Below are 25257 nucleotides of genomic sequence, written 5' to 3' on the forward strand. Positions count from 1 at the left end.
CTGGGGGACGCTGTCCCCCAGACCCCCTGGAGGTATTTATGGACCAAAGATGACGGGCGTTTGCGTGTCGGGCGAGAGCCGAGACGCGATGAAGGCGTAGTAGCTTTCGTGGTCACTCTGGACGGCGAAATCCAGGTTCAGCGCCTGTTTGTCCTCGAACACCTGCGCGGCGGCGGCGCGGTGCTCGGGCGGCACGCGGGTGGCGCCTGTTCGGATCGCCTGGGCGTGCTGGCTGTAGGCGTGAACGACGCGCAGGGGAAAGCTGTCCCGTGTGGTGATGCTGCCCCGCCGCAGGTTCAGCACATAGGCCGCGCGCGTCACCGGGGCCGACCCGCCCGCCTGCGCCAACGCCTCGAGCGCGTGCAGCACGTCCTGCGAGGGCAGCGCCGAGAACGGGCCCGCCAGGTCGCGCCTGAGAACGGGGTGGAACGATGCACCGGTGCGGCCGAAATCGGCGAAGGTCAATTGGCCCCGGCCGGGCAGGCGCATCAACTCCGCGCCGTCATCGCGGATCGCGGTGGCGCCAAAGGCAACGCCGCCCTTCTGCGCAAGGCTCAGGGCTTCGGCAAGATATCCCGGCTCCCACGCGTCGTCGGCATCCAGAAAGGCGATCCATTCACCGGTGGCGGCCGCCAGTGCGCGGTTGCGCGCCGCACCGGGACCCGTGGCAACCGGCCCGGGCGGCAGGATCACGCGGGCGCCGAACCCATGCGCAAAGGCCTCGTAGCCTTGTCCATCGTCAGGGGCCACGACGATCTCGACCGCGTCCGAGGTCAGGCCGCATCCCTCGACCGACGCCAGCGCGGCGGCAAGCGTGTCATGCGCCTGGTATGCCGGAACGATGACCGAGACCCGGACCACGCGCGTCAGGTGTCTCCGAAAAGGACCAGCGCCTCGGCGTCCCACGCGATGCGCGCGGTCGTCCCGCGATCGAGCACCGGGCGCCCCGCGACGTTCTTCATCGAGATCGTCATCGGCTTGGTCGTGCCCGGCAGCACGACGTCGTAATAGGTCATGTCGCCGTAGTAGAACACCTCGACCACCTCGCCGCTGGCGGTGCGGCGCGTGGTGGTTTCCCCGTCATAGAGGATCGACATCGACTCTGGCCGGATGCCCGCGCCCGCCGTGCCCTCGGGCATCCCGGACGGCGCCTGATCGGGCGTCACGGGCGCGCGGCCCAGCCCGGCGATGTCGGCCTCTTGGCCCGACACCGTGGCCGGCAGCACGTTCATCACGCCGATGAACTCGCCCACGCGGCGGGTCAGCGGGCGGCGATAGAGGTCCTGCGGCGAGGCAAGTTGGGCGATCTCGCCCTCGAACATCACCGCGATGCGGTCGGACATGATAAGCGCCTCTTCCTGGTCGTGGGTGACGAGGATGAAGGTGATGCCGACCTGCCGCTGCAACCGGCGCAATTCATTCTGCATCTGCTCGCGCAGCTTCTTGTCGAGCGCCGACAGCGGCTCGTCCAGTAGCAGCACCTTGGGCTTGAGGATCAGCGCACGGGCCAGCGCCACGCGCTGACGCTGGCCGCCCGAGAGCGCATGCGCGGCGCGGGTGCCGTAGCCCTTGAGGCCGACCATCTCCAGTGCCTCGTCCACCGCGCGGGCCTTGGCGGCGCTGTCCATCGAGGACCGTCGCAGGCCGAAGCCCACGTTCTCGGCCACGCTCAGGTGCGGGAAGATCGCGTAGGACTGGAACACCATGTTGGTTGGGCGCTTGTTCGCGGCGACGCGCGCCATGTCCTTGCCGTCCAGCAGGAGCGTGCCCGATGACACGTCCTCGAAGCCCGCGATTGTGCGCAGAAGCGTGGTCTTGCCGCAGCCCGACGGGCCCAGCAGCGAAAAGAACTCGCCCGCCCGGATGTCGAGCGTGATGCCGCGCAGGGCATGGTAGGTGCCGTAATACTTGTGCACGTCGGTCAGCGAGACGATGGCGTCTGTCACAGGAAGCCTCCGGTGTCCCTGCCCCCGGCCTTTGCGATCCCGCGGCGGCGGAAGATCTCGGCAAGGGTCAGCAGCAGGATGGAAAAAGCGACAAGGATCGTGCCAAGCGCCATGACGATGGGCAGTTTCGCGGGAAACCGCAGTTGCCCCCACAGGTAGACCGGCAGCGTCGGCTCGGCGCCGGTCAGGAAGAAGGCGATGATGAATTCATCGAGCGAGATGGTGAAGGCGATCAGGAAGGACGAGATGATGCCGGGCATCACCAGCGGCAGGGTAATCAGCCGGAAGGTGGACCATTTCGTCTCGCCGAGGTCATAGGCGGCCTCTTCCATCGAGGGATCGAGCGTGGCGAAGGCCGAGTTCAGGATCGCGATTGAGAACGGCGTGCAGATCAGCGTGTGGCCAAGGATCACCGTCCAGCTTGACAGGCTGAGGCCGAGTTGCAGCAGCGTCACCAAGAGCGACACCGCCACGATGATCTCGGGCAGCACCAGCGGGATCATGATGAAGCCGATGATCCCCTGCTTGCCGGGAAAGCTGAACCGGGCGCCCGCGCGGGCAGCGCAGATGCCAAGGCAGGTCGACAGGATCGCGGTGGAAATGGCGATGAACAGCGAATTCAGGACCGCCCCGTGCAGCGCGGGCGTGGTCGTGAGATCGGCGAACCAGCGAGTCGTGAAGCCCTTGAGCGGAAAGGCGATCACGGTGGCGTCGTTGAACGCGAAGATCGGCAGAAGGAAGATTGGCGCGTAGAGGAACACCAGGTACAGGACCGCGTAGCCCTTGAGCCAGTTCAGGTTCAGCTTCATCGCCGCACCCTCAGGAAGCGGCGGTTGAGGAACACGAACACAAGCGCGATGACGCCCACGATCAGCATGGCCAGCACCGCCGTCGTGGCCCCCATCGGCGCATTGTTCTGGCCCAGGAACAGCGTCTGGATCCAGTTCGCGATCATCAGCCCCGAAGGGCCGCCGACAAGTTGCGGCGTGACGTAATCGCCGATGGTCGGGATGAAGACGATCAGCGCCGCCGCCACCACGCCCGGCATCGCCAGCGGCAGGGTCACGCGCAGGAAGGTGCCGACGGTGCCCTCTCCCAGATCGCGCGACGCCTCGAGGAGCGGGCGGTCGATGCGCTCGAGCGCGACGAAGATCGGCAGGATGGCGAAGGGCGCGAAGGCATGGGCCAGGGTGATGACGACCGCATTCGCGTTGTAAAGGATGAAGGTCAGCGGCTCGTCGATGATGCCAAGGCCCTGCAGGGACGAGTTCAGCACGCCGTTGTAGCCAAGGATCACCTTCCACAGGAACACGCGGATCAGGTAGCTGGTCCAGAACGGGATGGTGATGAGGAAGATCCACAGCGATTTCTTCGACGGCGCGACGTGGAACGACACGAAATAGGCGATCGGAAAGGCAAGGATCACCGTCGCCAGCGTCACGCAGCCCGAAATCGCCAGCGAACGCAGCATCAACAGCCGGTACAGCGGTTCGGTCAGCGCGGTGCGGTAGTTGTCGAGCGTCAGCGTGGTGTCGAGCGTCAGGTAGGACTGGCTGAAGAACGACAGCATCAGGATCGCCGTCAGCGGCACGGCAAGCAGCAGGATCGCGAAGATGAACGGCGGCGCGATCAGCGTCAGTCCAGCCCGCGCCTCCTTGTCCAGCCTGATGCCCATCCGACCCCTTCCCCGTGTTGCCCCAATGCTTTCGCAGAAAGCGCAGAGGTTTCAACAGGCAACTGCGCGATCCGCTCCGATCCATGCGTCCGGGGTGCGCGCTGCCCACGAAAAAGGCCGCCCCTATTGGGGCGGCCTGATGCAGTGATATGAAAAAGCGATCAGCGCTTGGAGAACTGGAAGCTCTTGCGGGCCTTCGCGCGGCCGTACTTCTTGCGTTCCACGACGCGGCTGTCGCGGGTCAGGAAGCCTGCCGCTTTCAGGGCGGGGCGCAAGGACGGGTCGTAGTTCTGCAGCGCGCGGCTGACGCCATGCTTCACCGCACCGGCCTGACCGGACAGACCGCCGCCCTTTACGGTGGCCATCACGTCGAACTGGCCCTCCACACCGGCGACCGAGAACGCCTGCGCGAGGATCATCTGCAGCACCGGGCGCGCGAAGTATTCGTTCATCGGCTTGCCGTTGACGGTGACCTTGCCCGAGCCGGGCTTGATCCAGACGCGTGCGGTGGCGTCCTTGCGGCGACCGGTGGCGTAGGAGCGGCCGAGCGAATCGCGGATCGGCTCGCGCGGTTCCTGCATGACGCCCTGAAGGCCGCCGATGTCGTCGCTGACCGCCGAGGCCAGGTCTTCGAGAGAATTGATCTGGTCAGCCATCTTCAGCTCCGCGTGTTCTTGGAGTTCATGGATTTGACGTCCAGCACTTCGGGCTGCTGGGCCTCGTGCGGGTGCTCGGCGCCGGGATAGACGCGCAGGTTGGTCATCTGCACGCGCGCCAGCTTGTTGCCGGGCAGCATCCGCTTGACGGCCTGCATGACCACCCGCTCGGGGTGCTTGCCCTCGAGGATCTGGCCGGTGGTGCGCGACTTGATCCCGCCCGGGTGGCCGGTGTGCCAGTAGTTCGGCTTCATCAGCTTGTTGCCGGTCAGCTTGACCTTGTCGGCGTTGATGATGATGACGTTGTCACCCATGTCCATCGACGGGGTGAAGGTCGGCTTGTGCTTGCCCCGCAGGCGGGTGGCGACAATCGCGGCAAGACGGCCCAGAACCACGCCCTCGGCGTCGATCAGGATCCATTTCTTGTCGATGTCCGCCGGAGTGGCGGTAAAGGTTTTCATCTTGCGGTCCTCTAGACATCAAGGACCCGCGCGGGGGTCGCGCAGGCCCGGAATTGGGATTGCCGTGTTCTATTGGTTTGACGCGCACAGTCAAGGCGGTCAATCTCGGATTATTCAAGCAAAATCATATGCTTGGAAAATAGGTATCAAAATACCCCACAAATTCACACCCCGATCGTCTCTGGCGGGTTGTCCAGAAGCCCCCGCACCCGCCGCATCGCGCCTGCAAAGCTGTCCAGCGACACCTGCGCGTTGATCGCCATGCGCACGGCATGGGGCGGCGAGCCGGACCGCAGCGCGAAGTCCTCGGCGGCGCGCAGTTGCACGCCCTGCGCCTCGGCGGCGCGGGCGAAGGAGGCCGCGCGCCAGCCGTCGGGCAGCGTGAGCCACAGGAACGGCGTGTCGTCGTGCCATTGCAGGTCATGGCCGCCAAGGATGTTCACCGCCTCGCGGATGTAGGTCGCATAGGCGCCGCGCAGTCGGTCGATCACGGCATAGGTCTCGGACCGTGTCAGCAGATCCTCGGCAAGATCGGCCAGCGGACGCGCAAGGCCGAAGAAGCCGTATTCGGCCGCCCGCCGCAGCGCCGCCTGATGGACCTGCGGCGCGACGGCAAATCCGATCCGAAGCGCGGGTGTCAGCGCCTTCGAGATCGACGAGACGTGCCAGCCCTGGTCGGGCAACAGCGCGCGATACGCCGGACCAGCGGCCCGGCCGATGCGGTAGCAATCGTCCTCGAGGATGTGAAAGCCGCGCCTGCGCGCCACGTCGGCAATCGCCTCGCGCCGGAACGTGGGGGTGACGATGCCGGTCGGATTATGCACCTCGGGGCTGGTGCAGAGGATCTGGGCATCGTGGCGCGCCGCGATCTCGTCCAGCGCCTCGGGGATCAGTCCGTGCGCATCCATTGGCACGCCGACCACCTCGGCCCGCAAAAGCTGCGCCGCCCGCCGGAAGCCAGGATATGACAGTTCCTCGATCATCACGACGGGCGCCCGCCCCTTCAGGACGGCCTGCATCACCAGCGAGATGCCGGACTGCCCGCCATGGGTCAGCACGAGGTTCTCCTGCTCGATGGGGCCAAGCACGGTGCCCTCCAGCCAGCGCAGCGCGGCGCGGCGCGCGGGCGCGAAGGCCGGGGTCGTGGGATAGTCCAGAAGATCGCGGGCCGGCCTGTCCGACAGACGGGCGAACGCGTCACGGATCAGCGCGACCTGGCCCAGATCAGGAAGCCGCGGCGAGAACAGGCTGATGACGCCATCGGTCTCGGCGGTCTCGTGCTGGACCCAGGGCGCACCCTGCAGGGGCGCCGCCCCGGCCTCTGCCTCGGGATCGGCAACGAAGGTGCCGCGCCCGACTTCGGCTTTCAGCACACCGGCATCGGACAGCACCGAATAGGCCCGCGCCACGGTTCCGGGGGTGATCTTCAACTGCCAGGCAAGATCGCGCACCGGCGGCAGCCTGGTCCCGGGGGACAGGATCCCGCCACCGATGGCATCCCGGATCGCATCAGACACCGCGCGATACTTGGGCCCGCTGCGCCCGTCGAGGCTGGGTTGCCAAATTGTATCCATGACAATGTTTCCCTTTCCGACCGCATCGCCAAACTGTATCAATAAATCCACGAGAGACAAGCACATTGTGTCGATACATTCCGCGAAAGGACGCTCCCATGACACAGACCCATACCCCGCACTCCGCCCTCGATTTCCTGGGTGGCCGCCGCATCGGACCGATGTCGGAGCTGGCCCTGCGCGCGGTCGTGGTGCTCGCGACATGGGAAGAGCGTCGCCGCAGCCGAAAGCACCTCTCAAAGCTGCCGCCGCACCTTCTGAGGGACATCGGCATCGACGAGATGCGCGCCGCCCGCGAGGCCGAGCGCCCGTTCTGGCAGGGCTGACCCGGCACGTCTGATCCTGGCGCCCTGCCGCAAGTTCCCTGTGCCCCAAACTCTTCCGGGGCCAGACTGGCGGCCCGTGACATCGCGGGCCGCCCTTTTCGTCTTTCCCCCTTTCCCGAAGGAAAACCACGCAGCAGGGGTTGAACGACTCGGCCCGTGGCTTTAGTTGCAATCCTTCGAGTGAGGGACCGATCCCAACCTCGTCGCATCCCGAGGGCTGCGATGGGGGGGCGCTAAGGAACCTCTGGAACGAACTACTGGTGAGAGAGGAGCGCCCATGACCAGCGCCAACCTCTTCCAACTGGGGATCGGTCTGGAGACAGGCGCCCAAGAGGAAGATACCCGCATTGCGGACCGTGAAGCCGTGGACATTGCATCCGGCGTGCTGAACGAGGACCGCGACGATCATTTCATTCGCCGTGACGGCCGCGTCTTTGCAGGCACGCACCTTATCATCGAGGTCGTGGACGGCCACGGACTTGACGACGAGGCGCGCATCCAGACCGCATTTCGCGACTGCGTCGAGGAATGCGGCGCGACGCTGCTGCACATCCACACGCACAAGTTCTCGCCGCAGGGCGTTTCGGGCGTGGCGGTGCTGGCCGAAAGCCACATCTCGGTGCACACTTGGCCCGAGATCGGCTATGGCGCGTTCGATGTGTTCATGTGCGGCGACGCGCAGCCGTGGAAGGCCGTGGACGTGCTGGCGAAAGCCTTCGGCACCCGGGACGTTCGCGTGAAAGAGCTTTTGCGCGGCGACGGCCTTGTGAACGAGACTGCGGCGGCCTGACCGGGATCGGCTCCGGTTTCGCCCCGGCTGCGCCGGGGCGACCGGCCGGGGGGCGTTGCCCCCCGGACCCCCCAGAGTATTTCGGGACCAAAGAGGGCCAAAGAGGGGAAGGGCGCGGGAATGGCGGACATGACCGGCTGGAGCGTCGAGCGGCTGCACGGCGATCATGCGCAGGCGCTGCGCGAGGCGCGGGTTCTTTATGACAGCGAGACCGCGCACCAGCGGCTTCGGGTGTTCGAGAACCCCACATTCGGGCGGGTGTTGACGCTGGACGGCGTCGTGCAGGTCACCGAAGGCGACAACGCGATCTACCACGAGATGCTGACCCATGTGCCGATCCTGGCGCATGGCGCGGTGCGGCGGGTGCTGATCATCGGCGGCGGCGATGGCGGGATGGCTCGCGAAGTGCTGCGCCATGCGGGCGTGGAGCATGTGACGATGGTCGAGATCGACGCGGGCGTGGTGGCATTCTCGAAGGACTACCTGCCCGGCGTCTCGCAAGGGGCGTTCGACGATCCAAGGCTCGATCTGGTGATCGCGGACGGAGCCGAATTCATGAAGACGGCAGCCGGGTTCGACGTCATCATCGTCGACTCGACCGATCCCGTGGGGCCCGGCGAGGTGCTGTTCACGGACAGCTTCTACGGCCATGCGCGGCGCGCGCTGGCCGACGGCGGCATCCTTGTCACGCAGAACGGCGTGCCGTTCCTGCAGGGCGAGGAGCTGACGAACACGATGCGCGCCTTCAAGGCGCTGTTCTCGGACTGGGGCTGCTATACCGCCACGGTGCCGACCTATTCGGGCGGGCCGATGGCGTTCGGCTGGGGCACGGACGGCGCGGCGCGGGACGTTGACCTCGCTACGCTGACGGCGCGGTTTGACGCGGCCGGGCTCGCGCCGTTCTACTATACGCCCGAAGTGCACAAGGCGGCGTTCGCCCTGCCCGGCTATATCGCGCGTCTGCTGCCCTAACTGCCCGCCACGTCCACAACGACGCGGCCCTTGACCTTGCCTTGCAGGATCTCGGCGCCAAGCTGCGGAAGGTCGGCCAGCGTTGCGGGCTGCACCATCGCCTCGAGCCGGTCCATCGGCAGATCGCGCGCGATCCTGTCCCAGGCGCGCAGGCGGTTGTCATAGGGCTGCAGGACGCTGTCGATGCCCAGAAGGTTGACGCCGCGCAGCAGGAACGGAACCACGGTCGCAGGAAGCGCCGCGCCGCCTGCAAGACCCACCGCCGCGACCGAGGCGCCGTATTTCATCTGGCCGAGGACACGGGCCAGCATCGCGCCGCCCACGGCATCGACGCAGCCCGCCCAGCGTTCCGATTCGAGCGGGCGCTTGACGGTCTCGTTCAGCTCTTCGCGCGGCACGATCTGGCTGGCACCGAGGCTTTTAAGGTAATCCGCCGTCTCGGGGCGCCCGGTGACAGCGGCGACCTCGTATCCCAGATGCGACAGGATCGCCGTGGCGACCGACCCGACCCCGCCCGCCGCGCCGGTGACCAGCACCGGGCCTGTGCCGGGCGTCAATCCATGATCCTCGAGCGCCATCACCGCCAGCATCGCGGTAAAGCCTGCGGTGCCCACCGCCATCGCCGCGCGCGTGTCGAGGCCACCTGGAAGCGGCACCAGCCAGTCGGCCTTGACCCGCGCCTTCTGGGAATAGCCGCCCCAATGCGCCTCGCCGACGCGCCAGCCGGTCAGGACGACCTTGTCGCCGGGCGCGTAGCGCGGATCGTCCGACACCTCGACGGTTCCGGCAAGATCGATGCCGGGCACATGCGGATAAGTGCGCACGAGGCCGCCGCCGGGGCCGATGCACAGGCCGTCCTTGTAATTGACGGTGGAATACTCGACCGCGACCGTCACCTCGCCTTCGGGCAGATCGCCGAGCGCAAGATCCTGCACCTTCGCGCTGGTCGCTCCGTCCTCGTCCCGCGTGACCACAAGTGCCTTGAACATCGCCTGCCCTCCCTGTTGCGTGCCTTGGGGAAGCATGGCGCGATGCGTGTTCGCGTCAAGGCGCGCTGTCAGCCAGCGGGATCGGCCGGCATCAGGAACAGGTCGGTGTCCTCGGTCAGGGCGCCCGCAGCGGTCAGAATCGCGTGGACCTGCCCGCGGTGGTGCGTCTGGTGGTTGAACATGTGCGTGACGAGAAGCCACCGGGGCCTGGTCACATCGCGCCCGCTTGCGCCCGAGTGCCATGTGAGATCGCCAGCGAGGTCGCTGTCCTGCAGGCGATCGGCCCAGGCGGCGATGTCGCGGTCGGCCATCGCGCGCATGTCGCAGAAGGTGTCCCAGTCGGTCACGAGATCGGGGCTTTCGCCGATGGTCACCTGCGGGCGGTCCCAGCCGTCGAACCGGCTCATCCAGATCAGGTCGGCCCAGAGCACATGCACCAGCGTCGTCTGGATGCCGCCCCAGAAGGCTCCGCGATCTTCCAGCCGGGCGGCAGCGCCGAGGCTGTCGGCGGCCTGCACCAGGCTGCGGTTCTGCCAGCCGTTGTAGCGCGCCATCGTCTGCACATGCGCGGGCGAGATCATCCGGCATCCTCCATATCCATCACCTGGCGCGCAGAGTGACCAAGCTTTGCGCCGCGATCAACGCCTTCCTCGCGCCCCGGTGCGCAGGCCGCACCTCGGCCCTTGTGATCGCTGCGCTCTCTGCTAGCGTTTCTGCGGCAACTTGCACCCTTTCACCGGAGATACCGATGACCGCCTTCACCCGCCTTCTTGCATCCACCGCGCTTGCCGGGCTGGCCACGGCCGCCGCCGCGCAGGATTCCGACCTTCTTGTCTTCGACTACTCGGGTTTCGAGGACCCCGCCTTTCACGCCGGCTATGCCGAAAAGCACGGCGCCAGCCCGTCCTTCGCCTTCTTCGGCGACGAGGAAGAAGCGTTCCAGAAGCTGCGCTCGGGCTTCAAGGCCGACGTGACCCATGTCTGCGCCGGGTCGGTGACGAAGTTCGTCGATTCGGGGCTGGCAGAGCCTTGGGACGTCTCGAAGATCAACGCTTACGGCGATCTGAACGCGGACCTGACGGGCCAAGACATCGCCGCCGCCGCGCAGGACGTCTATTTCGTCCCGACCGATTTCGGATCGACCGCCATCGCCTACAACACCGAAGAGGTCCCGGCCGAGGATGTGGCGTCGCTGCAGGTGTTCCACGACCCGAAATACAGCCAGCGCATGACGCTTCCCGACAACGTGGACGACGCCTATGCGCTGGCGTTCCTGGCCACCGGGGTGACCAACTGGCAGAACGCAAGCGATGCCGAACTGGACGCGGCGAGCGCGTGGCTGCGCGAGGCGCACCCGCATCTGCGCACCTACTGGACCGACCCGGGCGAGCTATCGCAGCTTTTGGCCACGGGCGAGGTTCTGGTAAGCTGGGCCTGGAACGAGACGCTGCCGACGATGGTCGACGAAGGCTTTCCGATCGGTTTTCAGCGCGAGGCAAGCGAGGGCTCGTCGCTGTGGCTGTGCGGCTACGTGAACATGGCCGACGCGCAAGGGTCCGAGGACAAGGCCTATGACTATCTGAACGCGATGCTTGCGCCGTCCTCGACCGTGCCGCTGCTGGAAGCGGGCTATGGCCATTCGAACGCTGCCGCGATGGCGGACCAGGGTGAGGAGATGCTGACCAGCGTGGGCCTTGGCCAGATCGACGCGCCGGTCCTTGCGCAGCTTCCGATGAATGCCGAGCTGCGTGAGAAGATGGTTTCGGAGTTCGAGAAGATCAAGGCCGGGTTCTGATCGTCGCGGCTGGGGGGCTCTGCCCCCCAGACCCCCCGGAGGTATTTGAGGACCAAAGATGCGAAGAGGCCGGGCCCCTTCGGAGGGCGGCCGATCCGGCGTGCAATGGGTGCGGCGGCACTTGAATGCCGCCCCGGTCCCGCTTATCTTGATGGGTGCTGCGGCAACGCAGCTATGGACATAAACGCGCACGGAATAAGCGGATCGGACCCGGGGGCGGTACCCGGCGGCTCCACCAACATCCCCTTCGTTTGAGGGCGGATGGGGCCGAAACAGGATCGACGAACGTGTAAAGGTGTAGCTTTGTCCCGGTGAGCCACCACCGTTATCGGTGCAAATTGTACAGTTGCAAACGACAACCGTGCTCCGGTCGCCGTTGCTGCGTAAGCAGTAACGAGACCGAAACTTAAGCCCTTGCGCTTAGCCGCGTAAGGCGGGGTTCGCAGGCACCTGGCAACAGAAGCCTGCACTTCAATCCTTCCTCGCACGGCCTTGAACGCGCGACCTTTTCGGCGCCCGCGATCCGGGCGCGCCTGATCTTGCCCTGCTATTGACCATGCCGATCCTGCGACACCGCAGGACGGCTTGCCGGGCGTGACCGTCCATCGCGCAACCCCTGCCGTTTCGGGAACGCGATCAGGTTGGGGGTCCAGGCGTCTGGCCCGCCGCGCCAACAGCGGAACAGACACGTCTCATGGCGGTCCTCTTGCTGGCGTCTAGGGTCACAGGTTCAGCAAGGCCGCCGCGTTGTCATGGCAGACCTTGCGGCGCTCGTTGTCGTCCAGAGGCGCGGCCTCGATCCAGTCGCCCGCCTCATCGGGACGCTCGAAGGGGTAGTCGACCGAGAACATCACCCGCTCGGGGCCCATCATCTCGATCGCGCAGCGCAGGGGCGCGTCCGCGCACATGCCCGAGGTCGTCACCCAGACGTTGCGCCGGAAATAGGTCGATGGCGGATGCGCAAGACGCATGGTGCCGCGGTTCGAGATCTCCCACCGGCTGTCGAGCCGCCACATGAGGTAGGGCAGCGTTTCGCCAAGATGGCCGAGCACGAGCTTTGCCCCCGGATAGCGGTCGAACGTGCCCGCGAAGACCAGCCGCAACGCGTGGGTTGCCGTTTCCACCGTCCAGGACCAGACCGGGCCCCAAAGCTCGTTGTGGTCGTGATACATGTGCACCCGCTCGGGCGGGTTGTTCGGGTGGATGTAGACCGGCACCTCAAGGTCCGATACCCGTTCCCAGAAGACCGCATAGCGGTCGTCGTCGAGATAGGTCCCGCCGGTCTGCCCGTTGATCATGGCGCCCTGCATGCCAAGGTCGCGCACGCAGCGTTCAAGCTCGTCCGCGGCGGCGGCGGGGTCCTGCATCGCCAGATGCGCAAAGCCGCCGTAGCGCTCCGGGCGCCTTGCGATCTCGGATGCAAGGAAATCGTTCACCTTCCGCGCCTCGGTAACTGCGGTTTCCGTCCGCGTCTCGGCCTGCACACCCGGCCCGGCCAGGGACAGGATCGCCTTGTTCACGCCGATCCCGTCCATCGCCGCAAGGCGCTGCTCGCCGAAATCCTCAAGCGCAGCGCGGGCCTTGCCGAACAGGTTCGGGCTGATGTTCGGCGCCGTCGTCGCCCAGTAATCGACGAAATCGGGATGCATGAAATGCTCTTCAAGCGCGATTTTGGGGGTAAGCGTCATCTGTAAGTCCTTCAGAGTTCGAAGATTTTCTTCTCGGTCCGGTGCAGGCATTCCCCTGGACCATCGTGGCCGATCATGTAGTTGTCGCAGATCACCGCAAAGACGCGGCCGTCGTCATATCCCGGATGCACGGCCAGAAGCATGTTCTCGGCCAAGGGCATCGTCTCGTCCCGGCGGATCAGGGGGCGCTCGACCATCTCGCAGCCCTGCCCGTGGGCGTAGAGCCGCGTCTCGGGGGGCAGGCCACGCGCCTGCATCCAGTCGTCATGCGCCTGCGCGATGGCCGCCGGATCGGCGCCCGGCTTCATCAGCGACAGGGTGTGATCCTGCGCGGCCCTCACGTTGTCGAACGCCTGCAACAGGTGGTCGTCGGCGCGGCCAAGGACCATCGTGCGCGCGATTTCAAGGTAGATGCCGCCGGGGCCGCTCACCTCGATCAGGATCGACATATGGTCGCCGTCTTCGATCTCGCGCCTCTGGTAGGGACGGTTCAGGAAGCGTGACGGGTTGCCTATCGGCGCCGAGAGACCAAGTTGGATGCCCTGGTCCGAGCCAAGCCGGCGCCCGACCACCTCGGCATGGGCGGCGACATCGCGGTCGGTCACGCCGGGGCGGATGAAATCGCAGACCTCGGCAAAGACCTTGTCCTGAAGCATCGCCGTCTCGTGGATCAGGGCGATCTCTTCGGGGCTCTTGATCGCCTTGACCCGGTCAAGCGCATCGGTGGCGTCGACGGTCTCGAACCCGGCCTGAAGCCCCTGCATCAACCCGTGCGGCAGGGCCTGCGGACACAGCAGCCCGATGCGCCCTGCCCCTGCATCGCGCAGAGCGCCAACAACCAGCGCGGTATCGTAGTCGATCGTGTAGACAACCGAGTGAAAGGACGGCGTGCCCAGTACCCGGCTCACGCCCCGCGTGGCCTGCACTTTCGGATCGGTCACGCGGTCGGTGCCGAAGGCGCCCATCTCGACCACCGCCATCGGCCGGTCGGCGAACAGGATCACGGTGCGGGGATAGCCGTTGTTCGCGGGCACGTCGGTCAGCCAGCGGACATAGCCCCCGATCCAGTCCTCGCGCGCCTGGCAGACCAGCGCATCGAGGCCGAGATCGGCCATGACGCCCCGGGCCAGCGCCCAGCGACGCTCCATCTCGGCAGAGGAGATCGGGGAATTCGTTTGCATCATGTCCTCCTTGAGGCCTCGGTCAGCGCGTCCGGGCCGCCGTCCAGGTAGCGGCGAAAGTTCTCTCGCACGGTCGGGAAGCATTGCTTGTGGTAGACATCCGCGAAACCGCCGACATGCGGCGTCAGAATGACGTTCGGCGCGGACCACAGCGGGTCGCCCGCAGGCAGCGGTTCGGTCTCGAAGACGTCGACGCCCGCCCCGGCGATAGCGCCCGTCCGCAGCGCGTCCAGCAGGGCCGCCTCATCGACACAGCCGCCGCGCGCGATGTTGATGAGAAACGCCGTCGGCTTCATCGCCGCCAGGACGTCGCGCCCGACGATGTGCCGCGTGTCAGGCGACAGCGGCACGAGGACGACAAGGAAATCCGCCTCTGCCGCAGCCTCGGTCAAGCGATCGCGGGGATGGATGCGGTCGACGTTCGGCGCGGCACTGCGCCCGGACACCGCCGTGACGGTCATGCCCATCGTCCGGCAATACAGCGCCAGCGTCTCGGCAATGCTGCCGAGGCCCAGAAGGCATACCGTCTTGCCATGAAGCAGCGGTTGCGGCCTGCGGTCCCATTCGGCCCTGTGCTGCGCCGCCAGAACCTCTGGCAACCGACGGGAGAGGGCCAGCATGAACATCAGCGCCAGTTCCGACATCTGCGGCCCCTGCACGCCCGTGCATTTGCTGATCGGGACGCCCTTGGGAAAAGCCTCCATCGCCAGAAGATTGTCGATGCCCGTGGTCAGGGATTGCACCCATTCGAGCCGCGGCATCGCCGCAACCAGGTCCGGCGTCATCTTGGGGCCGATGCCTACGAAGACCTCGGTTTCGGGCGCCAGCGCCATCGCCTGTTCAAGGGAATGCGCCGCGCGGAACGTGTTGCCCGGAAAGGACTGTGACAGCTCTGCCGCGTACCAGTCGCTCCAGTCGGGCAATTCATGGCGGATGGTGACGGTCTTCATTGCGGTGCTCCTAGTACAGGACGCTCGGCAGCCAGAGCGCGAGGCCCGGCAGCAGGAAAAGAAGGCCGACCAGAACGACCGGCGCAATCAGGAACGGCGTGATCGCGCCGTAGATCGTCTTCATCTGCACGTCCGGCACCTGCGCGCGAATGATGAACAGGTTCATCCCCACGGGCGGCGTGATCAGGCCAAGTTCCACCAGGACGACGACCAGGACGCCGAACCAGATCGGGTCAAAGCCGTATTGCGTGACGATGGGCAGGAAGACCGGCACGGTGATCAACACCATGCCGATGCCTTCAAGGAAGCAGCCCAGAACGATATAGATCAGCACGATCAGCGCCATGACCTGCCAGACGGTCATCCCGGACCCTTCGGCCAGGTTCAGCAGGTTATCGGGCAGGCGCGTCTGCACCACGAAATTCGAGAAAAGCGTCGCACCGATGATGATCATGAACAGCGCGCAGGACACCAGCACAGTCGCGCCCACCGCGTCGATCAGCTTGGGCAGGTTCAGCGAGCCGCGCAGCACACCCAGCACGATCGCGCCGAATGCACCTATGGACGCAGCCTCGGTCGGGCTGAAAAGGCCCGCATAGATCCCGCCGATGGTCAGGACGAACAGCAGCACGAACTGCCACGGCTCTCGCAGGGCCCGCAGCCTTTCGCCCAGCGACGCCGCGCGTTCGACCGGCGCGGCCGCACCGCGCGCCTTCAGCATCGCCACGACGACATAGAGGCTCAGAAGGACCAGCCCCGGGATCATCGACGCCGCGAACAGCCGCGCGACCGAGGTTTCGGTGATCGAGCCGTAGATCACGAGGATGATCGACGGCGGGATCAGGATGCCCAGCGATCCGCCCGACGCCACCGTCGCCGCGGCATACCCGCGATCATACCCCGCGCGCGCCATCTCGGGCATCGCGATGCGGGTCATGCTGGCTGCCGTCGCGACCGAGCTGCCGCAGATTGCACCGAACGCGCCCGAGGCCGCGATCGTCGCGACCGCCAACCCGCCCCGCAGGCCGGACAGCAGGACGCGCGCGGCGGTGAACAGCTCGGCCGACATGCGCGAGCCGGTGGCGATCTCTCCCATCAGGATAAAGAGCGGAATGACCGAGAGGTTGTAGTTCGAGGCCACGTCAAACATCGTCGTCCCGGCCATGAACCGGGCCGACATGACCCCGTTGAGCAGCAGGTTGCCGCCAACGCCGATCACCGCGAGCGCAAGCCAGACAGGCTGGCGCAGGAACAGCAGGACCAGCATCAGGCCGATGCCGGACATCCCGAGCATGAAGGGAGTCACAGCCCACCCTCTGCGCTGGAATGGTCCGGTTCAGCGCGCAGCGCCGCGCGAAGTTGCAGCAGATAGCCCCAGAAGATGCCAAGCAGCCCCACGAAGGCCACGACCCAAAGCGGCCATTTCGGCAAGCCGAGTTCCAGCGAACGCTCGCCCCAACTCCAGGCGTCCAGCGCAGGCTGGATCATCGCCCATCCGAAGAAGGCGAAAAGCACGATGCCCGTGCAGGCAGACACCAGCGCCAGCAGGCGCAGCCCTACGGCGGGCAGCAGACCGTCGATCAGGTCGATCAGGATCTCGGTGCGCCCCGCAACGACCGGAGCGATCCCGAACATGGTCATGACCAGCAACGCCACGCTTACAAGATCGTAGGCGCCCTTGATCGGCATGTTGAAGACCGCGCGCAGAACCACATCGCCGACGACGACCAGCATCATCGCCACAAGGGCGACACCGGCGATGGCGTGCATGGTTCGCGTGATCGGGTCCGGTTTCCGGGATGCGTTCATCGGGCTGTCCTGTCGGGGAGGGGCCCGCCCCGGCGGGGCGGGCCGGGTTGGCTACTGCGTGTAGGCGTCAAGGAACGCTTGACCGGTCGGCCCGGCCTTGGAAACACCCGCTTCGATGATGGGTGCGAAGGTGGACTTCAGCGTCTCGAGACCCGCCGCGTCGAGCGACACGATATTGACGCCGGCGTCGGCCATGTACCGCCGTCCCTCTGTCTCGCCCTCGTCCCAGAGCGATCCGAACCAGGCTGCGCGGTCGGGGCCCGTGGTCTCGTCGATGACCTTCTGCAACTCGGGCGACAGGCGGTCGTAGGCCGCGTCGCTCATCACCACTGCAAAGGTCGCCGAGGCGATGCCGGGTTCCAGCGAGTACTGCGTGACCGGGGCAAGATCGAACGCCTTGGTCGCCTCGAACGGGAAGGTCGCGCCATCGACGACACCCTTGCCCATGGCATCGCCGGTTTCGGCGGGCGGCACCGGCACGGGCGCGGCCCCCATCGCTTCGATGATCTGCTGCCAGACGGAACCGGCATAGCGGATGCGAAGGCCATCCAGGTTCGACAGATCGCTCGGGTCGGCATTGGCCAGGTGCATCTTGAGCGGCGGCGTGACGGCAAGCCACAGGATCCTGGTCCCTGCATGTTCCGCGGCCAGGTATTCCGGCGCAAGCTCGGTCAGCCTGCGCGACATGATCGCGCTGGCGTTACCGGCCGATGGGTGAGTGAGCGGCAAGGTTGCAAGCTCGATCATCGGGAAGCGTCCCGGCGTCAGCGAGTGCAGGAAGATCGCGATGTCCGCCCCGCCCGAGGTCACGATGTCGAACTGGCGCGGCGGCGGGCCAAGCTGGGCAGCGGGGAACACCTCGAGCTGCAATTCGCCGCCCGATTTCTCGCCGATCTCTGCCCCCCACGCGTTGATCGCCTTCACGAAGGTGTGGACCGGCGGAAGAAAGGTCGTCACCTTCAGCGTCTCGGCCATCGCCGGGGTGGCCAGCATCCCGGCGACCAGCACCGCGCCGGTCAGTTTGAGTGCATTCAGTTTCATGTCTCGTCTCCCCTGTTGTGGCGGAAATTTCCGCCTTGTTCCCGCCGTCTGGCGGCGGGTCGCCAGTCGCGTGTCAGGCTGTGGCCTGCCAGGCGGCCTCGATCTCGGTCCAGTGTGCGGCCCCTGCCGCGCGCATTTGCTCTGCGCTGTCGCCCGGCACCCAATCGGCGATGCCGCGCGCGTAGGCATCCTGCGCCTGCCACCGCTCGAGCCACGGCGCGATCGCCAGAGAGCCCTCCCAAAGCCGCGAAAGCCCCAGCCGGTCGAGCCGGTCGACATAGGCGACAAGCGCCACGTCCACGATCCCGGGCGTCGCCCCGCCCAGCCATGATCGAGCCGCAAGCCCCGCCTGCATGTCCTTGAAAAGCCGTCGCAAGTGCAGCATGGCTTGCGCGACATAAGGCGATGCGAGCCCGTTCAGGATCAGGTCCAGCCGCTTGGCCGCCATGATCGGATCGGGCATCCGCGACGTCTGCGCTTCGATCTCGTCGCGCGTCTTCGCGGCAAGGATCGCCTGCCGCATGGCCGTGGCGAAGCTCAGCGTGTTGATCGCCGCGTGGATAGCGAGGCAGCGCAATAGCCAATGCTCCGCCGCCGCCTGCCCGGCAACATCGGTCGGCATGAGCCGTCCGCCGTGATGCACGCGGTCGAGATGGGACAGGATCAGGCTCGACTCTGTCACCACCAGCCCGTCATCCACCAGCGTGGGCACCACAGCATCGGTGTTCAGTTGCCGGTAATCCGGCGCGAACTGGTCGCCGCGCTGCAGGTCCAGCACGACGCTGTCCCAGTCCAGCCCCATCAGGGCCAGTCCTACGCGGACCTTTTGCGAGCAGACGCTGTTGGGGGCGTGGTGCAGCGTGAGCATCAGAAGTTCACCCTGTCGCCGCCCTTGAGGCCCAGGATCTCGCGCGCCTCGTCGGGTGTCGCCACGTCCGATCCCAGGTCTTCGACGATGCGGCGGATCTTGGCGACCTGCTGGGCATTCGACTCCGCCAGAACGCCGCGCGAGATGAACAGGGAATCTTCCAGCCCCACGCGCACGTTGCCGCCCATCTGGCTGGCGGTGACGGCCATCGGGATCTGCGCGGCCCCCGCCGCTAGCACCGACCAGCGATAGCTGTCACCAAACAGCTTGTCGGCGGTCTTCTTCATGAAGACGAGGTTGTCGATGTCCGCGCCGATCCCGCCAAGGATGCCCATCACGAACTGGATGAAGATCGGCGCCTTGAACAGGCCGATGTCGACGCAGAACTTCAGGTTGTAGAGATGCCCCACGTCATAGCATTCATGCTCGAACTTGATGTCGTGCGGCGCCAGCGTCTCGGAGGCTTCCTTGATGTCGCGGAACGTGTTGCGAAAGATGTTGCCGTCGGAATTGGCGACATAGTCCCTCTCCCAGTCGAATTTCCAGGTCTCGTGCCGCTTGGCGAGCGGGTGGAAGGAAAAATTCATCGACCCCATGTTCATCGAGCACATCTCGGCGCTGAAGGTCGCGGCCGGGCGAATGCGGTCCTGGATCGACAGGGTCAGCGAGCCGCCCGTCGATATGTTGACCACCGCGTCTGTCGCCTGCTTGATCCGGCCAAGGAAGGGGCGGAAATCCTCGGGATCGACCGAGGGCGCGCCGGTCTCGTTGTTGCGTGCATGCAGGTGCAGGATCGACGCTCCGGCTTCGGCGGCCTCGATGGCCTGCGCGGCGATGTCGTCGTAGGTGTAGGGCAACGCATCCGACATGGTCGGTGTGTGGATCGCTCCGGTTATGGCGCAGGTGATGACAGTCTTGGTCTTGGCCATGTCTCAGGCTCCCTTCTGGTCGGTGCGCCGGACGCGAAAGCCCAGCGGAAATAGCTCGAGGTCAAAGCGGCTGCGGATCAAGCCCCAGACGCCCTTGGGGGCCTTCAGCATCACCACGATGGCGACGCTGCCGAGCACCAGCAGATAGGTGGTGCCAAGATCGGCCAGGGTTTCCCGCAAGGCGAAGAACAGCAGCGTGCCGATGATCGGACCCTCGATCGTGCCGATGCCGCCGATCACGACGATAAAGATGACGAAGGCGGTCCAGTCGTTGACGCTGAAGGCGGCGTCGGGGGAAATCCGCAGCTTCTGCAGGAAGATCAGCGCGCCGACCATCGCCGTCAGGGCAGACGTGACGACGTAGACCACGAATTTCGTGCGCCAGATGTCGATGCCCAGCGACGCTGCCGCCAGTTCGTTGTCCCGGATCGCCGTCAACGCAAGGCCTCGGCGTGAGCGCAGGAACAGGTAGACCGATGCGACCACCAGAACCGACGCGGCCAGTGCCAGCCAATAGGCCAGCGCCTCGCGCGCCGCGCGCCCTTCGGCCAGCGAGCGCACGATGTCGGTGGGCAGGGATGTGCCGGACCCGCCCCCAAGGGCAGAGACCTGCGCGAAGGACAGCCTGAAGACTTCGGCCATGACCCAGGTGCCGATGGCGAAATAGGCGCCGCGCAGTCGGAAGATCAGCGCGGCGACGGGAACCGAGACCAGCGCGCCCAGAACACCTGCCAGCGCGATGGCGGCCAGCGGGTGCAGCCCGCCAAAGATCGTCAGCGCGAACAGCATGTAGCCGCCAAAGCCGACATAGGCCTGCTGGCCCACCGACACGAGGCCCGCGTAGCCCGCCATCAGATTCCAGAGGCTTGCAAGCGACAGAAAGAGACAGATTTCCCCGATCAGTCGCAACTCTGCCCGTCCGGCCCACCACGGCGCCGCGATCAGCAGCAGCAGGATCACCGCCCCAAGACCGGCCGCGATCCTCGCAGCCTGCGAGCTGCGGGTGACATCGTAGGTCACGCTCATCCGTCCATCCTCGGGAACAGGCCGTTGGGCCGGATGGCGAGGATCAGCAGGAACACCAGGTGCCCCGCCAGAAGCTGCCAGCCGGGATCGATGGCAGCGCCGACCGTCTGCGCGACACCAAGGATGACGCCGCCCGCCAACGTTCCCCAGAGATTGCCGAGGCCGCCGATGATGACCGCCTCGAACCCGAAGATCAGACGCCCGCCGCCGATGGAGGGATCGAAACTGGTGCGGATGCCAAGGAAGATGCCCGCCACCGCGACGACCGCAAGCGACAGCGCCATGGCAAGACCGAAGACATGCGCCTTGTTCAGCCCCATGATCTGCGCGATGTCCTGATTGTCGGACACCGCCCGAAACGCCCGGCCAAGGGCGGTGCGGTAGAACACCCATTGCAGCCCGGCGATCACGCCGACCGCCACGGCAAAGGTCAGCACAGGCAACACGCCCAGCGTCAGCCCGCCCAGATCCACGCTGGCCGTCTCGAGCCCGCCCGCATCCATCTTGCGCGGATCGGCGGTGTAGATCTCGAGCAGCGCATTCTGGACGATGACGGACAGCCCGAAGGTCACCAGCAGCGGTGGCAGGATGTCGTCGCCCAGCGTCCGGTTCAGCACGCCCCGTTGCAGGACATAGCCCATCCCGGCCATGGCGGGCACGACGGCAACCAGCACCAGCAAGGGGTGCATTCCCAGCGCGATGCTGGTCGAAAGCCCCAGGTAGGCAGCAAGGACGATCAGGTCGCCATGCGCGATGTTCACTAACCGCATGACGCCGAAAATCAGCGACAGGCCAGCAGCGAACAGGGCATAGAGCCCTCCGAGCAGCGTTCCCTGGACGATCGCGTTCAGCCAATCCATGTCACGCGATCCCGAAATAGGCGCGGCTGATCGCCTCGCGCAGCAGCGCGTCCGAGGCGCCCTCTAGCGACACCCGCCCCTCTTGCAGACAATAGACGCGGGACGACACCGACAACGCCTTCGAGATGTCCTGTTCGACGAGGATCGCGCTCATCCCGTCGCCAACGATACCGGGGAGGGCGGCATAGATGTCGCGGATGATGATCGGCGCAAGGCCAAGGCTGATCTCGTCGAACAGGATGAGGTCGGGGTTGGCCATCAGCGCGCGGCCAATGGCGACCATCTGCTGTTGTCCCCCCGAAAGCGAGGTCGAGGCCTGATTGCGCCGCTCCTTCAGGATCGGGAACAGGCGATAGACCGCATCAAGCGACCACGGCCCCTTGCGTCCCACGCGGCCACCGATGATGAGGTTTTCCTCGACCGAAAGCGACGGGAACAGCTGGCGGCCCTCGGGCACCAGCGCAATTCCAAGACCCGCCACCTGATCCGCTCGCAGCGCACCGACGGGGCTGCCGCGAAACCGGATCGCCTCGGGCCGGTTGCGTATCAGCCCGGCGATCGAACGCAGCAGGGTCGTCTTGCCTGCGCCGTTCGCACCGATGATGGCCAGCACCTCACCTGCGTCCAGATGCAGGTCAAGACCGTAGAGCGCCTGGAAATCGCCGTAGAAGGCATCGAGGCCGGTCATCTGGAGAAGACGCTCAGGCATCGGCTTCGATACCCAGGTAGATTTCCTGGACCTCGCGGCTGGCCATGACGGCCCTTGGATCGCCTTCGCCGATCTTGCGACCGTAATCGATCACGACAAGCCGGTCCACGACGGCCAGAAGCGCGTGCACGACGTGTTCGATCCAGATGATGGACACGCCCGAGGCATGAATGTCGCGAATGGTCTCCACCAAAGACTGGCATTCGGCCTCGGTCAGGCCGCCCGCGATCTCGTCGAGCAACAGAAGGCGCGGCCGGGCACAAAGCGCGCGCGTCAGCTCGAGCCGCTTGCGATCCAGCAGCGTCAGCCCTCCGGCGCGGCGGTTCGCCTTGTCCATGAGGCCAGTGCGTTCAAGCACGTCGAGGCAAAGCATCTCGGCCTCGCGCCCCCAAAAACCGGCGGCCTGCGTCGCGGCGACCATCGCGTTCTCGAAGACGGTCAGGTGCGAGAATGGCTGCGGCACCTGAAAGCTGCGCGCAATTCCAAGGCGCGAGCGTGCGGCGGCGCCAAGCCCCGTCACGTCCCGCCCGTCAAAGACCACGCGGCCCGAATCCGGCGCAAGCGTCCCCGTGATCAGATTGAACATCGACGTCTTGCCCGCCCCGTTCGGCCCGATCACGCCAAGCGCTTGCCCCTGCTGCACCTCGTAGGTCAGCGCATCGGCCACCGTGACGGCGCCGAAGGACTTGCTGAGCGAGGCGAGTTGCAGGATGGCCAAGAGGGATCTCCGGGGGGATGAGGTGTCGGCGGGACGCTCCCGCCGACAGGTTTTCAGAGCAGCTTCAGTTCGCCGGTCAGCGGGATGTCCGGCGCCTGCGCATTCGCCACGATCTTGAGATCGAAACCGTCGCCGTCCTTCTGCCACTGGCCTGCGACCAGAGGCGTCTTCGTGACGTTGTTGATCGGGCCGTTGGCCCAGTTCACGTTGCCGACGATGGTATCGAGGTTCGTGGTCCGAATGGCGGCAAGGTTCGCCTCGTAGTCCTCAAGATCGCCGGACCGGCGGATGACATCGGCCACCACCTCGAACAGGGCGTGCTTGAACCCGATGGGCTGCGTCCAGGGACGCCCGGACGCGGCGCTGTAGCCTTCGGCCAACTCCTTTGCGCTTTCGCCGGTCAGCGACGAGGCGAATGGATGGTTGGGCGACCACCAGACCTCGGACGACAGCCCGTCTCCCCGATCGCCGAGCGATGCGATGACCGAAGGGAACAGAAGCGCCTTGCCGATGGTGACGACCTTGGGATTGAACCCCTGCTGCGCCGCCTGTGCCCAGAAGGTCGCGAAATCCGGCGGGATCATGTTCCCGGTGACGATCTCGCAGCCTGCATCCTTGAAGGCCGTGATGTAGTTCGAGAAGTCATCGGACAGCGGCTGGTAGCGGCCGGGATCCGTCAGGCCGTAGCCCGCGGCGGACAGCGGCTTGGGCAGGCCAAGTTCGGCGTCGCCCCAGGCGTTGCCGTCCGCGTCATTGGGGAACAGCCCGCCGACCGTCCGCGTGACGCCCGACTGGCCCCACATGTCCAGGAAGGCGCCGATCACGTCCTCAAGGCCCCAGAAGAAGTGGTAGGTATAGTCGAACCCCTGCCCCGGAACGCCGTTGCGGCCAAAGAAATAAGGCTGCCACGGGCAGTCGGTCGTGATGCAGGGCACCTCGTTGATCTCGGCCTGATCGGCGACCGGGTTGACCGTGTCCGGTGTCGAGGCGGCGACGATGATATCCACCTCGTCGCCCAGGATCAGGTCCGCAGCCACCTCGGCAGCGCGGTTGGGGTTGGACTGGCTGTCCTTCGAGATGATCTCGACGGCCCAGGTCCTGCCGTTGTTCTCGATCCCGGCCGAGAACATGTCCTGAATGCGCTGCAGAACATGGTCGTCCGCCTCGGCGAAACCGGCGAGCGGTCCGGTGCGGGGGCTTACATGGCCGACCTTGAGTGTCGGCGTCTGCGCGTAGGCGCGCGTTGCGTGCAGGATCGCAGGTGCGGCCAGCAGCGCGGTTCCGCCCGTCAGGACGGCCCGGCGCGAGGGGTGTGTACGGTGTGATTTCATCTTGTCCTCCCTTTCACCGGCCTCCCCGCCGGCATTGTTTCAGTCGGTCAGAATCTCCTCGAGGCGCCTCAGATGCGTGACGACACCCGCGCGGACCTTGTCGGCCTCTTCCGGTGTCCAGCTGCGGAACCCCTGCCCGGTCTTCATCCCGAGCTTTCCGTCGGCCACCAGGGCTTCGAGATACGGCGACGGCCCCGGGCGGCTTTCGAGATCCGCCAGAACCGTATTGTGGATGTCGAGTGTCAGGTCCGTGCCCACGAGGTCCGCGTTCTCCAGCGGCCCCAGCACCGACAGCCTGCGGCCAAAGCAGGACTTGATGACGGTATCCACCGACTCCGCGTCACAGATGCCGCGCTCCACCAGGCTGATCGCCTCGCGCCAGAGCGCATGTTGCAGCCGGTTGCCGATGAAGCCGGGCACGTCCTTCTCGACCCGCACCGGCGTCTTTCCGGCACCGGCCAGCAGATCGGTCATCGTGGTCATGGTATGCTCGGCGGTCCATTCGGTGCGGATGACCTCGACCAGCGGGATCATGTGCGGCGGGTTCCACCAATGGGTGCCAAGCGCACGGCCGCGGCGCGCCAGCCCGGCCATGATCTCGGTGATCGGCATGACCGACGTGTTCGACGCAAGGATGCAGGTTTCGGGCGCATGCGCCTCGACCTCGGCAAAGATCGCCTGCTTCAGAGCCATCTTCTCGGGGGCGGCCTCGAACACGACGTCGGCATCGTGCACCGCGCCCTGCACCGTGTCGGCCAGGGCGACACGGGACAGCACGGCATCGATCTCTGCCTCCAGCCCCATCAACGTCAGGCTGTCGCGGATCCGCAGGTGCAGGCCCGCGCGCGCGTCGGCCACGGGGTCGGTGACGGTGACGCGGTGCCCGGCTCGTGCCATGACCAGCGCGATACCGTGGCCCATCAGCCCGGCGCCCAGAACGGCGATGTGATGCGGTCCGGTCAT

The 25257-nt window shown here is 66.1% G+C and carries 27 protein-coding genes and 1 other RNA gene; 5 read left to right on the forward strand and 23 right to left on the reverse strand.

Annotation, left to right across the window (positions count from 1 at the left end; all coding sequences use genetic code 11):
* Positions 1-36: 36 nt before the first annotated feature.
* From KTJ87_RS07665 to KTJ87_RS07695, 7 genes are all read right to left on the reverse strand, one after another.
* Positions 37-861: a glycosyltransferase family 2 protein gene (locus tag KTJ87_RS07665; protein WP_267138510.1), complete on the reverse strand. Its 825-nt coding sequence runs from the start codon at positions 859-861 to the stop codon at positions 37-39.
* Between the two features lie 5 nt (positions 862-866).
* Positions 867-1946 (reverse strand): ABC transporter ATP-binding protein, encoded by a 1080-nt coding sequence (locus tag KTJ87_RS07670; RefSeq protein WP_267138511.1) that lies wholly within the window; start codon positions 1944-1946, stop codon positions 867-869.
* Positions 1943-2755 (reverse strand): ABC transporter permease, encoded by an 813-nt coding sequence (locus KTJ87_RS07675; RefSeq protein WP_267138512.1) that lies wholly within the window; start codon positions 2753-2755, stop codon positions 1943-1945. The genes KTJ87_RS07670 and KTJ87_RS07675 overlap by 4 nt, the downstream gene beginning before the upstream one ends.
* Positions 2752-3621: an ABC transporter permease gene (locus tag KTJ87_RS07680; RefSeq protein WP_267138513.1), complete on the reverse strand. Its 870-nt coding sequence runs from the start codon at positions 3619-3621 to the stop codon at positions 2752-2754. Before KTJ87_RS07680 ends, KTJ87_RS07675 begins: the two co-directional genes overlap by 4 nt.
* A 161-nt stretch (positions 3622-3782) precedes the next feature.
* Positions 3783-4277: a 30S ribosomal protein S9 gene (gene rpsI, locus KTJ87_RS07685; protein ID WP_267138514.1), complete on the reverse strand. Its 495-nt coding sequence runs from the start codon at positions 4275-4277 to the stop codon at positions 3783-3785.
* Positions 4278-4279: 2 nt separating this feature from the next.
* On the reverse strand, positions 4280-4738 hold the full coding sequence (gene rplM, locus KTJ87_RS07690; RefSeq protein WP_267138515.1) for a 50S ribosomal protein L13: 459 nt from the start codon (positions 4736-4738) through the stop codon (positions 4280-4282).
* Between the two features lie 164 nt (positions 4739-4902).
* Positions 4903-6312, reverse strand: coding sequence for an aminotransferase-like domain-containing protein (locus tag KTJ87_RS07695; protein ID WP_267138516.1), 1410 nt, complete (start codon positions 6310-6312; stop codon positions 4903-4905).
* Positions 6313-6410: 98 nt separating this feature from the next.
* On the opposite strand from KTJ87_RS07695, the gene KTJ87_RS07700 reads away from it, so the two are divergent.
* From KTJ87_RS07700 to speE, 3 genes are all read left to right on the forward strand, one after another.
* Positions 6411-6638, forward strand: a complete 228-nt coding sequence (locus KTJ87_RS07700; RefSeq protein WP_267138517.1) for a DUF1127 domain-containing protein — start codon at positions 6411-6413, stop codon at positions 6636-6638.
* Between the two features lie 277 nt (positions 6639-6915).
* Positions 6916-7428 (forward strand): adenosylmethionine decarboxylase, encoded by a 513-nt coding sequence (gene speD, locus KTJ87_RS07705; protein ID WP_267138518.1) that lies wholly within the window; start codon positions 6916-6918, stop codon positions 7426-7428.
* 120 nt (positions 7429-7548) lie between these two features.
* Complete coding sequence (gene speE / locus KTJ87_RS07710; RefSeq protein ID WP_267138519.1) at positions 7549-8400, forward strand: polyamine aminopropyltransferase; 852 nt, start codon at positions 7549-7551, stop codon at positions 8398-8400.
* Here the strand turns inward: speE and acuI are convergent.
* Together acuI and KTJ87_RS07720 are read right to left on the reverse strand one after the other, a co-directional pair.
* Entirely contained in the window at positions 8397-9389 is a 993-nt protein-coding gene (gene acuI / locus KTJ87_RS07715; protein WP_267138520.1) for an acryloyl-CoA reductase, read from the reverse strand. The genes speE and acuI overlap by 4 nt on opposite strands.
* 68 nt (positions 9390-9457) lie before the next feature.
* Entirely contained in the window at positions 9458-9970 is a 513-nt protein-coding gene (locus tag KTJ87_RS07720) for a DinB family protein (protein WP_267138521.1), read from the reverse strand.
* Positions 9971-10137: 167 nt separating this feature from the next.
* Between KTJ87_RS07720 and KTJ87_RS07725 the strand changes: the two genes are divergently transcribed.
* Complete coding sequence (locus KTJ87_RS07725) at positions 10138-11184, forward strand: type 2 periplasmic-binding domain-containing protein (protein WP_267138522.1); 1047 nt, start codon at positions 10138-10140, stop codon at positions 11182-11184.
* Positions 11185-11301: 117 nt separating this feature from the next.
* Positions 11302-11655, forward strand: a transfer-messenger RNA (tmRNA) gene (gene ssrA, locus KTJ87_RS07730).
* A gap of 251 nt (positions 11656-11906) precedes the next feature.
* Here the strand turns inward: ssrA and KTJ87_RS07735 are convergent.
* The 14 genes from KTJ87_RS07735 to KTJ87_RS07800 form a co-directional block, all read right to left on the reverse strand.
* Positions 11907-12872 (reverse strand): amidohydrolase family protein, encoded by a 966-nt coding sequence (locus KTJ87_RS07735; protein ID WP_267138523.1) that lies wholly within the window; start codon positions 12870-12872, stop codon positions 11907-11909.
* Between the two features lie 11 nt (positions 12873-12883).
* The gene (locus KTJ87_RS07740; RefSeq protein WP_267138524.1) at positions 12884-14053 is read right to left on the reverse strand and encodes a M24 family metallopeptidase; all 1170 of its coding nucleotides are present in this window, start codon (positions 14051-14053) and stop codon (positions 12884-12886) included.
* Positions 14053-15003 carry a D-2-hydroxyacid dehydrogenase gene (locus KTJ87_RS07745; RefSeq protein WP_267138525.1) on the reverse strand — a complete coding sequence of 317 codons (951 nt, stop codon included), beginning with the start codon at positions 15001-15003 and terminating at the stop codon, positions 14053-14055. The genes KTJ87_RS07740 and KTJ87_RS07745 overlap by 1 nt, the downstream gene beginning before the upstream one ends.
* Before the next feature lie 10 nt (positions 15004-15013).
* Positions 15014-16297 carry a TRAP transporter large permease gene (locus KTJ87_RS07750; RefSeq protein WP_267138526.1) on the reverse strand — a complete coding sequence of 428 codons (1284 nt, stop codon included), beginning with the start codon at positions 16295-16297 and terminating at the stop codon, positions 15014-15016.
* A gap of 8 nt (positions 16298-16305) precedes the next feature.
* Positions 16306-16812, reverse strand: coding sequence for a TRAP transporter small permease (locus KTJ87_RS07755; RefSeq protein WP_267138527.1), 507 nt, complete (start codon positions 16810-16812; stop codon positions 16306-16308).
* Positions 16813-16863: 51 nt separating this feature from the next.
* Positions 16864-17853 carry a TRAP transporter substrate-binding protein gene (locus KTJ87_RS07760; protein WP_267138528.1) on the reverse strand — a complete coding sequence of 330 codons (990 nt, stop codon included), beginning with the start codon at positions 17851-17853 and terminating at the stop codon, positions 16864-16866.
* A 73-nt stretch (positions 17854-17926) separates the two neighbouring features.
* The gene (locus KTJ87_RS07765) at positions 17927-18721 is read right to left on the reverse strand and encodes a glutathione S-transferase family protein (RefSeq protein ID WP_267138529.1); all 795 of its coding nucleotides are present in this window, start codon (positions 18719-18721) and stop codon (positions 17927-17929) included.
* On the reverse strand, positions 18721-19650 hold the full coding sequence (locus tag KTJ87_RS07770; RefSeq protein ID WP_267138530.1) for a BKACE family enzyme: 930 nt from the start codon (positions 19648-19650) through the stop codon (positions 18721-18723). Before KTJ87_RS07770 ends, KTJ87_RS07765 begins: the two co-directional genes overlap by 1 nt.
* Positions 19651-19653: 3 nt before the next feature.
* Positions 19654-20676, reverse strand: a complete 1023-nt coding sequence (locus KTJ87_RS07775; RefSeq protein ID WP_267138531.1) for a branched-chain amino acid ABC transporter permease — start codon at positions 20674-20676, stop codon at positions 19654-19656.
* The gene (locus KTJ87_RS07780; RefSeq protein WP_267138532.1) at positions 20673-21536 is read right to left on the reverse strand and encodes a branched-chain amino acid ABC transporter permease; all 864 of its coding nucleotides are present in this window, start codon (positions 21534-21536) and stop codon (positions 20673-20675) included. The genes KTJ87_RS07775 and KTJ87_RS07780 overlap by 4 nt, the downstream gene beginning before the upstream one ends.
* A gap of 1 nt (position 21537) precedes the next feature.
* Positions 21538-22245 carry an ABC transporter ATP-binding protein gene (locus tag KTJ87_RS07785; protein ID WP_267138533.1) on the reverse strand — a complete coding sequence of 236 codons (708 nt, stop codon included), beginning with the start codon at positions 22243-22245 and terminating at the stop codon, positions 21538-21540.
* Positions 22238-22963: an ABC transporter ATP-binding protein gene (locus KTJ87_RS07790; protein ID WP_267138534.1), complete on the reverse strand. Its 726-nt coding sequence runs from the start codon at positions 22961-22963 to the stop codon at positions 22238-22240. The genes KTJ87_RS07785 and KTJ87_RS07790 overlap by 8 nt, the downstream gene beginning before the upstream one ends.
* A gap of 53 nt (positions 22964-23016) precedes the next feature.
* Positions 23017-24294: an ABC transporter substrate-binding protein gene (locus tag KTJ87_RS07795; protein ID WP_267138535.1), complete on the reverse strand. Its 1278-nt coding sequence runs from the start codon at positions 24292-24294 to the stop codon at positions 23017-23019.
* A gap of 39 nt (positions 24295-24333) precedes the next feature.
* The gene (locus tag KTJ87_RS07800) at positions 24334-25257 is read right to left on the reverse strand and encodes a 3-hydroxyacyl-CoA dehydrogenase family protein (protein WP_267138536.1); all 924 of its coding nucleotides are present in this window, start codon (positions 25255-25257) and stop codon (positions 24334-24336) included.

Origin of the sequence: Anianabacter salinae, assembly GCF_019061145.1 — a bacterium.
GTDB lineage: Bacteria > Pseudomonadota > Alphaproteobacteria > Rhodobacterales > Rhodobacteraceae > Anianibacter > Anianibacter salinarum.

Coding starts and splice junctions, on each gene's coding strand:
- rpsI (WP_267138514.1), bottom strand. CDS start 4,277: ATGGCTGACCAGATCAATTCTCTCGAAGACCTGGCCTCGGCGGTCAGC.
- KTJ87_RS07800 (WP_267138536.1), bottom strand. CDS start 25,257: ATGACCGGACCGCATCACATCGCCGTTCTGGGCGCCGGGCTGATGGGC.
- acuI (WP_267138520.1), bottom strand. CDS start 9,389: ATGTTCAAGGCACTTGTGGTCACGCGGGACGAGGACGGAGCGACCAGC.
- KTJ87_RS07795 (WP_267138535.1), bottom strand. CDS start 24,294: ATGAAATCACACCGTACACACCCCTCGCGCCGGGCCGTCCTGACGGGC.
- KTJ87_RS07680 (WP_267138513.1), bottom strand. CDS start 3,621: ATGGGCATCAGGCTGGACAAGGAGGCGCGGGCTGGACTGACGCTGATC.
- speE (WP_267138519.1), top strand. CDS start 7,549: ATGGCGGACATGACCGGCTGGAGCGTCGAGCGGCTGCACGGCGATCAT.
- KTJ87_RS07675 (WP_267138512.1), bottom strand. CDS start 2,755: ATGAAGCTGAACCTGAACTGGCTCAAGGGCTACGCGGTCCTGTACCTG.
- KTJ87_RS07720 (WP_267138521.1), bottom strand. CDS start 9,970: ATGATCTCGCCCGCGCATGTGCAGACGATGGCGCGCTACAACGGCTGG.
- KTJ87_RS07765 (WP_267138529.1), bottom strand. CDS start 18,721: ATGCTCACGCTGCACCACGCCCCCAACAGCGTCTGCTCGCAAAAGGTC.
- KTJ87_RS07785 (WP_267138533.1), bottom strand. CDS start 22,245: ATGCCTGAGCGTCTTCTCCAGATGACCGGCCTCGATGCCTTCTACGGC.
- rplM (WP_267138515.1), bottom strand. CDS start 4,738: ATGAAAACCTTTACCGCCACTCCGGCGGACATCGACAAGAAATGGATC.
- KTJ87_RS07735 (WP_267138523.1), bottom strand. CDS start 12,872: ATGACGCTTACCCCCAAAATCGCGCTTGAAGAGCATTTCATGCATCCC.
- KTJ87_RS07780 (WP_267138532.1), bottom strand. CDS start 21,536: ATGGATTGGCTGAACGCGATCGTCCAGGGAACGCTGCTCGGAGGGCTC.
- KTJ87_RS07755 (WP_267138527.1), bottom strand. CDS start 16,812: ATGAACGCATCCCGGAAACCGGACCCGATCACGCGAACCATGCACGCC.
- KTJ87_RS07775 (WP_267138531.1), bottom strand. CDS start 20,676: ATGAGCGTGACCTACGATGTCACCCGCAGCTCGCAGGCTGCGAGGATC.
- KTJ87_RS07760 (WP_267138528.1), bottom strand. CDS start 17,853: ATGAAACTGAATGCACTCAAACTGACCGGCGCGGTGCTGGTCGCCGGG.
- KTJ87_RS07695 (WP_267138516.1), bottom strand. CDS start 6,312: ATGGATACAATTTGGCAACCCAGCCTCGACGGGCGCAGCGGGCCCAAG.
- KTJ87_RS07745 (WP_267138525.1), bottom strand. CDS start 15,003: ATGAAGACCGTCACCATCCGCCATGAATTGCCCGACTGGAGCGACTGG.
- KTJ87_RS07750 (WP_267138526.1), bottom strand. CDS start 16,297: ATGCTCGGGATGTCCGGCATCGGCCTGATGCTGGTCCTGCTGTTCCTG.
- KTJ87_RS07740 (WP_267138524.1), bottom strand. CDS start 14,053: ATGCAAACGAATTCCCCGATCTCCTCTGCCGAGATGGAGCGTCGCTGG.
- KTJ87_RS07770 (WP_267138530.1), bottom strand. CDS start 19,650: ATGGCCAAGACCAAGACTGTCATCACCTGCGCCATAACCGGAGCGATC.
- KTJ87_RS07700 (WP_267138517.1), top strand. CDS start 6,411: ATGACACAGACCCATACCCCGCACTCCGCCCTCGATTTCCTGGGTGGC.
- KTJ87_RS07725 (WP_267138522.1), top strand. CDS start 10,138: ATGACCGCCTTCACCCGCCTTCTTGCATCCACCGCGCTTGCCGGGCTG.
- speD (WP_267138518.1), top strand. CDS start 6,916: ATGACCAGCGCCAACCTCTTCCAACTGGGGATCGGTCTGGAGACAGGC.